11 protein-coding genes are annotated in these 12029 nt (G+C 39.0%); 9 read left to right on the top strand and 2 right to left on the bottom strand.

What is annotated here, in order from left to right; genetic code table 11:
* The first annotated feature begins 20 nt into the window (after window positions 1-20).
* From accB to HYG79_RS08790, 9 genes are all read left to right on the top strand, one after another.
* The gene (gene accB / locus HYG79_RS08750; RefSeq protein WP_179241718.1) at window positions 21-515 is read left to right on the top strand and encodes an acetyl-CoA carboxylase biotin carboxyl carrier protein; all 495 of its coding nucleotides are present in this window, start codon (window positions 21-23) and stop codon (window positions 513-515) included.
* A 90-nt stretch (window positions 516-605) separates the two neighbouring features.
* On the top strand, window positions 606-1958 hold the full coding sequence (gene accC / locus HYG79_RS08755; protein ID WP_179241719.1) for an acetyl-CoA carboxylase biotin carboxylase subunit: 1353 nt from the start codon (window positions 606-608) through the stop codon (window positions 1956-1958).
* A gap of 186 nt (window positions 1959-2144) precedes the next feature.
* Window positions 2145-2831 carry a hypothetical protein gene (locus HYG79_RS08760; protein ID WP_179241720.1) on the top strand — a complete coding sequence of 229 codons (687 nt, stop codon included), beginning with the start codon at window positions 2145-2147 and terminating at the stop codon, window positions 2829-2831.
* A gap of 7 nt (window positions 2832-2838) precedes the next feature.
* On the top strand, window positions 2839-4785 hold the full coding sequence (locus HYG79_RS08765) for a hypothetical protein (RefSeq protein ID WP_179241721.1): 1947 nt from the start codon (window positions 2839-2841) through the stop codon (window positions 4783-4785).
* Between the two features lie 16 nt (window positions 4786-4801).
* Window positions 4802-6220, top strand: a complete 1419-nt coding sequence (locus HYG79_RS08770) for a hypothetical protein (protein WP_179241722.1) — start codon at window positions 4802-4804, stop codon at window positions 6218-6220.
* Window positions 6221-6235: 15 nt separating this feature from the next.
* On the top strand, window positions 6236-7351 hold the full coding sequence (locus HYG79_RS08775) for an NAD(P)/FAD-dependent oxidoreductase (protein WP_179241723.1): 1116 nt from the start codon (window positions 6236-6238) through the stop codon (window positions 7349-7351).
* Entirely contained in the window at window positions 7348-7803 is a 456-nt protein-coding gene (locus HYG79_RS08780; RefSeq protein WP_179241724.1) for a GreA/GreB family elongation factor, read from the top strand. Before HYG79_RS08775 ends, HYG79_RS08780 begins: the two co-directional genes overlap by 4 nt.
* 50 nt (window positions 7804-7853) lie before the next feature.
* Window positions 7854-8987, top strand: coding sequence for a glycerate kinase (locus HYG79_RS08785; protein WP_179241725.1), 1134 nt, complete (start codon window positions 7854-7856; stop codon window positions 8985-8987).
* A gap of 11 nt (window positions 8988-8998) precedes the next feature.
* Window positions 8999-10327, top strand: a complete 1329-nt coding sequence (locus HYG79_RS08790) for a GntP family permease (protein WP_179241726.1) — start codon at window positions 8999-9001, stop codon at window positions 10325-10327.
* Window positions 10328-10502: 175 nt separating this feature from the next.
* On the opposite strand, the gene arfB is transcribed toward HYG79_RS08790, so the two are convergent.
* Both arfB and HYG79_RS08800 read right to left on the bottom strand, forming a co-directional pair.
* A complete protein-coding gene (gene arfB, locus HYG79_RS08795; protein ID WP_317168505.1) occupies window positions 10503-10922 on the bottom strand; it encodes an alternative ribosome rescue aminoacyl-tRNA hydrolase ArfB in 420 nt (139 codons plus the stop codon).
* A gap of 292 nt (window positions 10923-11214) precedes the next feature.
* Complete coding sequence (locus HYG79_RS08800; protein ID WP_179241727.1) at window positions 11215-12012, bottom strand: hypothetical protein; 798 nt, start codon at window positions 12010-12012, stop codon at window positions 11215-11217.
* Window positions 12013-12029 lie beyond the last annotated feature (17 nt).

Consider the following 12029-nt stretch of genomic DNA (forward strand, 5'->3'; position numbering starts at 1 on the left):
CATAAACTAAATCGAAATTAATGGATATTAAAGAAATTCAGAGCTTGATTAAATTTGTAGCCAAATCTGGCGCAAGTGAGGTAAAACTGGAGATGGAAGATATTAAGATTACCATCAGAACAGGAAGTTCGGAGACTGCTCCAGAAACCACCTTTGTACAGCAGATACCAATGCAAAATGCACCTCAACAGGCGGCACCTGTTGCACCGACCGCACCTGCCGAAACCACACCACCTGCTGCCGAAGCCAATAAAGCAGCAGAGGATGACGCTAAATATATTACCATAAAATCACCGATTATAGGCACATTTTACAGAAAACCTTCTCCGGATAAACCTGTCTTTGTCGAAGTGGGCGATACCATCAATACGGGAGATGTACTTTGTGTTATCGAGGCCATGAAATTATTCAACGATATTGAGTCTGAAGTTTCTGGAAAAATAGTTAAGGTATTAGTAGACGATTCTTCACCAGTGGAGTTTGATCAACCTTTATTTTTGGTAGATCCGTCATAATTTTAAGTTTGGAAGTTTTAAGTTTTAGGTTTAGGGCCAATGCCGTTAAACTTGTAAACTGTTAAACCATAAACTCTTAAACTAAAAAATATGTTTAAAAAAATACTGATTGCCAATAGAGGGGAAATCGCTTTGCGGGTTATACGTACTTGTAAGGAAATGGGCATAAAGACCGTTGCGGTCTACTCTAAGGCAGATGAAGAAAGCCTTCATGTACGTTTTGCCGATGAAGCTGTTTGTATAGGCCCGGCTCCCAGCAGTGAATCCTATTTAAAAATACCTAATATCATTGCAGCGGCCGAGATTACCAACGCCGATGCCATACACCCAGGATACGGATTTCTTTCCGAAAATTCCAAGTTCTCTAAAATATGTGCGGAACACGATATCAAATTTATCGGTGCATCCGGTGACCATATTGATAAAATGGGGGACAAGGCCACGGCCAAGGCAACCATGAAAGCTGCTGGAGTGCCTTGTGTACCAGGGTCTGACGGATTGTTGAAAGATGTAGCCGATGCCAAGAAAATAGCAAAGAAAATGGGCTACCCTGTAATGATCAAGGCTACTGCTGGCGGTGGTGGAAAAGGAATGCGTGCTGTTTGGAAAGAAGAAGAAATGGAAGACCTGTACAATAGTGCCGTACAGGAATCTTCGGCAGCCTTCGGTAATGGTGCCATGTACATGGAAAAGTTGATAGAAGAACCGCGTCATATCGAGATTCAAATCGTAGGGGACCAATATGGTAAGGCCTGTCATTTGTCCGAGAGGGATTGTTCCGTTCAAAGAAGACACCAAAAATTGACCGAGGAAACACCCTCCCCTTTTATGACCGATAAGCTTCGGGAAGATATGGGCAAGGCTGCCGTAAAGGCCGCCGAATATATAAAGTATGAAGGTGCCGGAACCGTAGAATTTTTGGTCGATAAGCATCGAAACTTCTATTTTATGGAGATGAACACCCGTATTCAGGTAGAACATCCCATTACCGAACAGGTGATAGATTATGATTTGATCAGGGAGCAAATATTGGTAGCTGGGGGTGTTCCCATCTCCGGAAAAAATTATGTGCCCAAGTTACATTCTATCGAATGTAGGATAAACGCAGAGGACCCATACAACAATTTTAGGCCCTCGCCCGGTAAGATAACCACATTGCATACGCCCGGTGGCCATGGAATACGGTTAGATACTCATGTATACAGTGGGTACACCATTCCGCCCAACTATGATTCCATGATTGCCAAATTGATTACGACTGCCCAAACAAGGGAAGAAGCGATAAATAAAATGAAAAGGGCCTTGGATGAATTCGTTATTGAAGGCATAAAGACCACGATACCCTTTCATAGGCAATTAATGGATCACCCGGACTACTTGGCGGGCAACTATACCACAGCATTTATGGATGATTTTCAGATGGATCCTTTAACCGAAGAGTAAAACAAAGCCCCAAAAACTGGGGCTTTTTCATTTCTCCCAATTTTCGGCTTTATTTTTTCACGGTTTTCAGGTGGCGGTAAACACCATAATTGCCTTAGTTTTGTTCCTGATAAGAAAAAGAATTGCATCAAAACAATTTTCGCCAAAAAAAACAGTTTGTTTAATTTATCCTATAGTATACCCTGTATGATCAAGAAGTTTTTTTCGTGTTTCACTATTTTATGTTGTCTTTTTTTATGTACAAGTTGTTTTGATGTCTTGGAGGAAATCAATCTAAATAGCGATGGCAGTGGTAGTATGGTGCTTACCGTGAACATGAGCAAAAGCAAGACCAAATTAGCATCGATTATGTTGCTGGATAGTGTTAACGGGTATAAAATACCATCGGAAGATGATATTGACGAGGCATTAAAGGATGTGGTACTGCATTTGAAGAAGGCCAACGGTATTTCCAATATCAAACAAACGAAGGATTTTGATAATTATATTTTTACCGTTTCTTGCGATTTTGAGGATATTGCCAGCCTTAATGGGATTGCCAAAGATTTGATAAAAGAGCAGAATGCCAAAGGGAAGACCAATTTCAACACCACGAATTTTTCCTTTGATGTTTCCTCAAAAATATTTCAGAGACATTTTGTGTACGATGAAAGCATAAAGAAGTCTTTTTTGCACCTTAAAAAGGAAGATAGAAAAGTGTTCAATGATGCTAATTTTATAGCCATCTACCGTTTTGATAATACGGTGGAAAATATATCAAACAGCAACGCAAAAATATCGCCCAACAAAAAAGCCGTAATGCTTCGATTGGATGCGATGTCTCTTATAATGGGGGAAAGATCAATTCAAAATAAAATAAAACTGACCAAATAATTATATCATGCAAAAAGTATTGTTTACGATTTCTATTTTCTGTTTTACCATTTTATCAAATGCTCAAGATTTCGCCACGAAAATTCCGTACGATGCCAGTGTTGTGGTTTCCATTAAAGGGAAAAATGTGACCGATTTAATGTCCGTCTCCGAATTTTCAAACTCCAAAATCGGAAAAATGATTGGAAAAGAATTATCTCGCGAAACCGATGGCAAATTGAGCACTTTCGAAGATTTAGGGCTAGATTTAAATGCAAATTTCTATTACTTTTTAGAAATTAGGGATGGGGTATACAACAATGTTTTTATGGTTCCCATGAACAACATGAACGGTTTTTTGAGCTTGTTGAACGAAAGGGAAAAAGAGAAAATTGAGACCGAAGGCACCCTATCCTATTTTCAAGAAAAGTATGACGGTATGACGACCATGTGGAACAATAATACATTGGTAGTGATTGTTCCCCAAAACATGAGGGATGAATACGCCTACAATGATTACGACTATTACAATGATATATATATTGAGGAGACCCCTTCGGTTGCCGTTGAGGCCGAAGATGCGGTAGAGGCTGCTGTTGAAGAGGTTGAAGAAATTGAAGAGGTCATTGAGGAGACAGTAGTTGAGGAAACGATTATCGAAGAAGTTGAGGAGCAAGTGTCCCAATCGTATAACGATTATTATAATAGCGATGAGTATAAGAAGCAGCAAGCCGCAAGAGAAAAAAGACGTTTGGAACAAGATAAAAAACGTGAAGAAGCAAGAAAAAAGACCGCCGCAAGCACCTTAAAAAGAGCTAAGGAAATTATAACCGGTGACGCAAAAAAAAGTATTCTTAAAAACACCGCATATACAAAAAGTGTGGGCAAGGGCAGTGACGAGGCTGTTGTTTGGGTAAATGATTTTGCACAAATTTACAAAAATGCCTTTCCAAGCTACATGTTCGGTATGGGCAATCCTTATGAGTATATGGATATTGATAAACTATACAGCGGTATGACCATTACGGGGAAATTAAATTTTGAAAAAGACCAGACCGCATTCAGATATTCCTATACCATGAACGATGAACTTGCCGACTTATACAAACCTATGTATGAAGGTAAGTTCAACAAAAATTTCTTGAACTATATCAATGAAGATAAATTATTGGGCTACATAAGCTTGAACATTAGTACCGAAGGCACTTTGAAAGCTTATCCGAATTTGATCGATAGTATATTGATGTCAGGTAAGGGAGAAGAATCCGAAACCATTGCAGCTGCCGCTTCATTGGTAACCCGATTGTTTTCTTTATTGATAGATGAGGAAGGGGCTGCCAAAATAGTACGTGGTGATATGCTGCTTTTGGTAACAGATCTTAGGGAAAAAGAAGTGACCTACACCGATTATGAATATGATGAGGATTACAACTATAAAGAAGTAGAAAAGACCAAGACAGAGACTATTCCGGACTTTTTGTTCATGTTTAGTTCAGAAGAGGAAAAAATGTTTGGAAACCTAATGAAGATTGGTATAAAAGAAGCTGGTATAACTTACGATAACGGTATCTACAAGGCTTTGGGCACCACAACAAAGTACCCCATAGACCTGTATTTTATGTTTAAGGACAACACGGTCTTCTTAGGGAGCTCCAAAGAACACATGATAGGTATAAAAAATGGTACTTACGTTTCAAAACTATCTAGTGATTTGAAGAAAGATATCAGCAAAAACGTTACCAGTATGTATGTGAACGGTGGTAATATTGTTTCAAAAATACCTACGGAAGCTTTTCCAAGGGGCCTTAGAAGTGAGATAGGTTTAATTACCAATAATACGAGAGACTTTAAGCTTAATATGTCCAAGATCAAGGGCAATAAAATGAGTGGCGAAATGATTTTGAAAACCCCTACCCAAGGGCATAAAAACAGCTTTGCTTACTTCATCAATATGATAGACGAGCTTATGGATTAATTTCGTTGCACCTATAATGAAAAAGTTCCTTAAAATCTTTTCCCTAGCCGTAATGCTTTTCATTGTAGGGTATTATGGCTATGTTACTTATAAAAAATCGGTAGCATTTAATAATGTGATCCATAAAGATGCGGATAGTGCCATAAAAGTAGGCATCCAAGATATTAAGGAAACTTTGGTATGGGATGCGGTAACATCGCCCAAGTATTATTATGATGTTCTCCCACCTTCAAAAGATGACGATAAAGAGGAGGATGAAAAAAGGGATAAAGGTATAGAGTTACAACCCTATAACCTCATAGCTTTTACCATGCCCAACGTTAAGAATACCTTCTTTACAGTACTAAATATCTACAATTCTGAGGATTTTGAGGTGTTTGTCAAAGAAGAACTCGAGAAAAAATCGGTGTCGATACATGATTCTGGGAACGGGTATCGCTTCGCCATCATAAACGATGGTAAACTGGCCATGGCCTGGGATGCTGAACAACTTATAGTGGCTGTTTCGCCCGAACTAAACCTGACTTTTGCAAAAAAAGTCTTTGCAGATGTTTTGATCGATAATAAGACCATTGATGATAAAGCGCATCCTATTATCGAAAATCTGAAAAGTAACGCTTCTCATATTGTTTATACAGATGGGAAGAGCACATCTACGATAAATTTTGAAGATGGGAAGGCGCTTTTGAACGGAACGGTCTCTTCAAAAAATGATTTTCCAAATGAAGTTTCCTTGCAAATGCTGCCCAATGCCTCATTATCTTTTTATTTTAATGCGGACTTTCACAATCAAGAACTCAAAGAAAGACTCGTTCAAAACCTTGGTTCCTATACTTTTTTTGAAAAGCATAATCTGAACGTTTCAGAAATTTTGAATCGTACAAACGGGTTTTTCAGTCTTGAGCTAAACGGTAAAACCACACAAATAGATACTATAGTTTCTTATGAGTATGACGATAATTTTGAAAAAGTAGCGCGAAGAACGGTACAGGAAAAAGAGGTGCCTAAAATTCATTTCAATTTGGGTTCGGCCGATAAAAGTCTCAGGAAATATCTTCGTGGGGCTAACGCTGTGGATTCCGATAACATATTTACCCTGTTCCCGTTATATCAACTTTACGTGAAAGAGGCTGGTTTGTATACTTCTTTTGATACCTTTACAGGAATGTTGCCTGTCGAAAAACAAGTAAGCTCCAATTTTTTGGACTGTAAAATAGATTTCGAAAAATTGCAAAAGGATTTGAATCTTCCCCAGACCGAACAGTTTTTTTCACTTTTAGAAAGCATGAGGGTTCGGGCATGGCAAAAAAATACGGGTACAATTGACCTTGAAGGATATTTGACCGGAAAAAATACCGAAATAAATATGTTGTCCCAACTGTTTTTCGGAATGCGAAAAACGGAAGAAAACCAATCAAAAGAAGCCAAATTATAGTTGTACATTAGTGTTATGCAGCTGAGTTATTGGGAATATAAAACATGGTTTTCAGATATTGATTTTACCATTGTAGGTAGTGGGATAACCGGGTTGAACTGTGCGTTACAACTTAGGAAAAACTACCCGAGAGCGAAAATCGTACTACTTGAAAAAGGGATGCTGCCCCAAGGGGCTAGTACAAAAAATGCAGGGTTTGCCTGCTTCGGCAGCGCTTCAGAACTACTATCTGACTTAAGAACCCATACCGAGGAAGAAGTTGTACATTTGGTACGGCAACGTTGGGAGGGCATTCAGCTATTGCGTAAAAACCTTGGTGATAGTATCATCGATTTTCAGCAACATGGCGGATACGAACTCTTTTTGGAAAAAAGTAGTTTGTACGATGATTGTATTTCCAAACTGGAATATCTCAATGAACTGTTGCTGCCTGTCTTTGGGAAAAATGTTTTTGAAAAAAGAGAAAGCTCGTTTGGATTTAGGAGCATTCACAAGAATACTATTTTTCATACTTTGGAAGGGCAATTGGATACGGGGAAAATGATGTCCGCTCTTTTGTTGAAAGCTTCCCGGGACAACATTTTGTTACTTAACTCGATAACCGTTACGGCATACGAAGAAGCCAACACAAAAGTGCTCATAGAAACCGATGGCTTTAACTTTTCAACAAAAAAATTGTTTTTGGCCACCAATGGGTTTTCCAAAAGATTGATCAATGAAAAAGTAAGACCGGCCAGGGCACAAGTGCTTATCACCAAACCTATTGAGAACTTATCTATTAAAGGTACCTTTCATTTGGATGAAGGTTATTACTATTTTAGGAATATTGATAATCGTATTCTTTTTGGTGGAGGGCGCAATTTGAATTTTGATGAGGAAAACACCTTCAAATTTGGTCTTACCGATGAAATTCAAGAAAGCCTGGAGCATATTTTGAAAAAAGTCATTTTGCCCAACACAGCTCATGAAATTGATAGAAGATGGAGTGGCATCATGGGGATGGGCCACCAAAAAAAGCCTATCGTTAAACAAGTGTCAGAAAATGTGTTTTGTGGGGTTCGTTTGGGTGGTATGGGTATTGCCATTGGCAGTATCATCGGGAAAGAATTGGCAGAATTGGTCAACAAATGAAAAATATAAAAAAACAATCGGTATATAATTTTTGTAAAGATGTTGTTGAACAAAGAATATATCGCATTCAAAAAAATATAAAGGAAGTTCAAGAATCGTTGGGTTCCGAGACCAAAAGTAGTGCAGGGGACAAGCATGAGACCGGGCGCGCCATGTTGCAATTGGAACGTGAGAAATTGGGGCAACAGTTGGCAGAGGCCGAAAAAATGCAACGGGTATTGTACAAAGTGCCTTTGGAGAGTTCTTCGAAAATCGTGGGTTTGGGAAGTTTGGTGCAAACTGAGAATTTGGCCTATTATATCGCTATTTCTGCCGGAGAATATAATAAGGACCATACATCAGTTTTTTGTATCTCGGCAGCGACTCCCATAGGAAGGTCGTTAATGGGAAAATCTGTAGGTGATACTATTGTTTGGAATACGAACGTACTCAAAATAGTAGACATAGGGTAATTTTCCTTTATTCCCCAAGAGTTCATTATCTTAGGTACAATACAAGTGCTATGAATGTATTGGTAATCCCAGATAAGTTTAAAGGGTCACTCACGGCTAAAGAAGTAATCAAATCAATTACAGCCGGTATCGCAAAGGCTTTTTCTTCTGCCAAGATACATTCCCTAGTTGCTTCTGATGGTGGTGATGGGTTTTTAGATGCCGTATCCGGTAATAAAGTTATTGCCAAAATGTGGGTAGATACCGTGGATCCGTTGATGCGACCCATTAAGGCAATGTATCTGTTAGATTCAAAAAGTAAGTCCGCTTATATAGAAATGGCAAGAGCTTCGGGATTGGAACTTTTGACCGTACAAGAGCGTAATGCAATGCGAACTACGACATTTGGAACAGGAATACAGATCAAGGATGCCATTCAAAAAGGAGCTCGGCGTATTTATTTAGGTCTTGGTGGGAGCGCAACAAATGACGGTGGTATAGGTTTGGCCAAAGCTTTGGGATATTCGTTTCTAGATAATCTGGGAAATACCTTAGAGCCAATAGGCAGCAACCTGATTAAAATTGCCAAAATAGAAAAAGGTTCCTCTTATGACACATTGAACAATATAGCTTTTTTTGCCGTGAACGATGTAGACAACCCTTTGTTCGGGGAACATGGTGCTGCATATGTGTACGGCCCACAAAAGGGTGTTGATAGGAAACAGGTACAAATTTTGGATGATGGGCTCGTAAATCTTCATAAAAGGGCAAAAGAACAATTGGGGCATGATAATGCTCATTTACCCGGTTCTGGTGCGGCAGGTGGGACTGCGTACGGATTGAAAACTTTTTTTGATGCCGATTATATCAGTGGAATAGACTTTATATTAAAACTTGGAAAAGTACCCGATTTTTTAGAAAAGAATAAAGTAGATTTTATCATTACAGGTGAAGGAAAAATTGATGCGCAAACTATTAACGGAAAACTGGTAAAGGGAGTGTTGGGTCTCGGTAAAACGTATGGCGTTCCTGTTATTGCGGTTTGTGGAAAGTTGGATCTTGATAAGCAACAATTGAATGCATTAGGGTTGAATACGGTTCTAGAAACGTATGAATCGTCCAAAGGCATAGATTTTAGCATGCAGAACGCAAGTACATTAATTGAAAATTTGATTTTTTCTTTCTTTGATGCTATTAATAAATAGGACTATCTATTATGGAATTACTTTTTTTGCTCTTTGCGGTTTTTGCTATTATCATTTTGACGACAAAATTAAAGGTGCATGCGTTTTTAGCTCTTTTTATCATATCCATTTCATATGGTCTTTTTGTGGGAATGCCCTATGCCGATATCATAACTTCTATAAACGAGGGTTTTGGGGGGACACTGGGTAAAATAGGGTTGATTATAGTTCTTGGGGTCGTTATAGGGGCTTTTCTGGAAAATACGGGAGGCGCCTTGGCCATAGCGGAAAAAGTATTGAAAATTATCGGGAAAAAACGTGTTCCCACGGCTATGGGCATTATAGGTTATATTGTTTCAATACCGGTATTTGCCGATAGCGGTTTTTTGTTGTTGCACCCTTTGAACAAAGGGCTGTCAAAAAAAGCAAAAATATCCTTGGCTGGTTCGGCCACTGCCTTGGGAATAGGTTTGTTGGCATCCCACACTATGGTTCCGCCCACTCCTGGGCCAATAGCTGCCGCTGGAATTTTGGGGGCGGATTTGGGTTTGGTCATTGCTTTTGGATTCCCCATAAGTATCATTGCCTTGCTAGCTGCTCTGGTCTTTGCGAATACTTATGCATCAAAAACGTACATTGACCCGGATACTGATGGTACCTTGAATGTTGAAAATAAGATTGAAAATCGGCCCAGTGCCATAAAATCCTCTATTCCAATACTAGTGCCCATAGTGTTGATTATCCTAAAATCCTCTTTAAAATTGGAAAGAACGGACTCCAACGCTAAAATTATAGATATGGTCGATTTTTTGGGTGAACCCGTAATTGCACTACTGATAGGGGTGTTCCTATGTTTGCTATTGCCAAAAAGACTTAATTATGATATGTTGTCTTCAACGGGTTGGGTCGGCAAGGCCATTAAAGACGCGGCATCCATCATACTAATTACCGGTACTGGGGGTATTTTCGGAAAAATACTGCAAAATTCGGGAATAGCGGAAACCTTGGGGAACATCCTGACCGATTATAATATTGGGATTTTCCTGCCCTTTGTCTTAGCGGCAGCCTTAAAAACAGCTCAAGGTTCTTCGACGGTTGCCTTGATTACGGCAGCATCTATCATTATGCCCATGATGCCCTCTTTGGGTTTTGATTCCGAAATACAAAAAGCCTTGGTCGTGGTTGCCATTGGTGCCGGATCCGCTGTGGTGTCCCATGCCAATGATAGTTTCTTTTGGGTGGTCACACAAATGAGCGGGATGAACGTAAAAACGGGGTATAGGCTTTTTAGCCTGGCCACTGCGGTACTTGGTTTCGCTGGTATCATATCGGTTTTTGTCTTATATGCCATATGGTCTTAGCTGGGGTAGCGGTAACATATTTTGATGACAAAAAAAACCGATGTCCCCATCGGTTCAACTTAAACTAACTCAAAATATGAACGTATGCTTGGATAGATGCAATGCAAAATTCCAAAAAAATATAACGTTTCATGTTATTAAAAGTTTAGCAGTATATCAAATTAAGAATACTTCTTTAATGGTTTGGCTTACTGCGGTTTGCCTTCTTTTCGGCTGTCTTTTTTTTGGATTTGAGCCGCTTTTCAATGGCAGATTTTGTGGGCTGCGACCTTTTACGTTTCTTTTTAACTTTTAGTGCCTTTTCTATAGTATCTAAAAAGCGTTTGATGACCAAATCTTTGTTTTTGTGTTGACTTCTGCTTTCGTCACACTGAAGCACCAATATATTTGCTTTGGTAAGCCTGTTCTTCAACCTTAAATAAATGCGTTGTTTCTCGCTAAAAGTCAGTGCTTTGGAGTTGGCAACGTCAAAAACAAGTTCTACTTTGGTAGATACTTTGTTGGCGTGCTGTCCTCCTGACCCACTACTGCGTACCGCTTTAAATTGAAGTTCTTGTATGATGGATTGTTTGTCCAATAAAAATATTTTGAACAAAGTTAGCAAACCATTATAGATGGTATACTATAAGAATATCGGGGTGACCAATAAGGCAAAAAAAACCAAGGTCAATATTAAATGTAAACGTTTCATCGTAAGCTATTTAAAATATAAGATTGGTAAACGCACATAAATCCATATTATTATGACTTGTTGCCATTTATTATTTTTAGCTTCAGTATTTAGGTGGTGTATTGGGCAAGATGATATAAGTTGATATCATATTTCTCTTTTTCTTCTGAAACACCTTATTCGAAAACAATGGTACGTAACCGTTTTTTTAAAGGGGTCACAACGTAAAAGATAACCCCATTACATTAAATTCAGAATTATTTTCGGTATTACCACTATCATTCAACGGTTGGTTGGCATAAGAACCTCTTTGAGTGGGACATCCTCGTTCCTCACCTCCCCATTGTGTGGCTTCTATTACCAACTTTGTGATTTTTTGATTTCCCGTATCCAATAAAAAGCGATAAGAGCCCATTGAGTTCGGTAATTTTCCTTCAATGGAATATTCATCCAGCAAAATACCGCTTCCTATAATATTGTTGTTTTCATCATAAGCTGTCCACTTTCCAGATTCATCAACTTTGTTCTTGCTACCACCCTCTTCACAAGTTTTTCCTTCCTTGGCTTGTTGGCCCTCACCTGGATCCATTTGCCCAACCTGCAAAGTAACTTCTGCTGCGGGTCTTTTAAAGGTGAAAACCAATGCTTCACTTGATTTTACGATTTCTCCTTGATACTCGTAATAGTAATCTATTTGCTTCCACCTTCCGCCAGCAACTCCAAAACCATCATCTTTGAATTGGGTCTCAAAAACCACTTCACCTGCATCCCCATTGATTTTAAAAGCCTCAATGGTTACGTTATCGCCCCATGCCTGCTCCCCCGACCCGTTGTTGGACAAATAATCGGCTTTGGCGACCAACTCAAATTTTCCGGAGGCTGATGGATTTTGGTTTTCATCGCCCGACTCCTGGGAAATTTCTCCCATCTCGTTCGCTTTATCCTTGGAACATGAGCTAGAAACATTCAATAATGCAAAACAAAGTATTGAAAACAAATAATGTAATCTTTTCATGATGAAGAATTTAGGGT

Origin of the sequence: Costertonia aggregata (assembly GCF_013402795.1) — a bacterium.
Classification (GTDB): Bacteria; Bacteroidota; Bacteroidia; order Flavobacteriales; family Flavobacteriaceae; genus Costertonia; species Costertonia aggregata.

Excerpts from the sequence above, each read along its gene's own strand:
- accB (WP_179241718.1), top strand. The coding sequence starts at position 21 with ATGGATATTAAAGAAATTCAGAGCTTGATTAAATTTGTAGCCAAATCT.
- accC (WP_179241719.1), top strand. The coding sequence starts at position 606 with ATGTTTAAAAAAATACTGATTGCCAATAGAGGGGAAATCGCTTTGCGG.
- HYG79_RS08760 (WP_179241720.1), top strand. The coding sequence starts at position 2,145 with ATGATCAAGAAGTTTTTTTCGTGTTTCACTATTTTATGTTGTCTTTTT.
- HYG79_RS08765 (WP_179241721.1), top strand. The coding sequence starts at position 2,839 with ATGCAAAAAGTATTGTTTACGATTTCTATTTTCTGTTTTACCATTTTA.
- HYG79_RS08770 (WP_179241722.1), top strand. The coding sequence starts at position 4,802 with ATGAAAAAGTTCCTTAAAATCTTTTCCCTAGCCGTAATGCTTTTCATT.
- HYG79_RS08775 (WP_179241723.1), top strand. The coding sequence starts at position 6,236 with ATGCAGCTGAGTTATTGGGAATATAAAACATGGTTTTCAGATATTGAT.
- HYG79_RS08780 (WP_179241724.1), top strand. The coding sequence starts at position 7,348 with ATGAAAAATATAAAAAAACAATCGGTATATAATTTTTGTAAAGATGTT.
- HYG79_RS08785 (WP_179241725.1), top strand. The coding sequence starts at position 7,854 with ATGAATGTATTGGTAATCCCAGATAAGTTTAAAGGGTCACTCACGGCT.
- HYG79_RS08790 (WP_179241726.1), top strand. The coding sequence starts at position 8,999 with ATGGAATTACTTTTTTTGCTCTTTGCGGTTTTTGCTATTATCATTTTG.
- HYG79_RS08800 (WP_179241727.1), bottom strand. The coding sequence starts at position 12,012 with ATGAAAAGATTACATTATTTGTTTTCAATACTTTGTTTTGCATTATTG.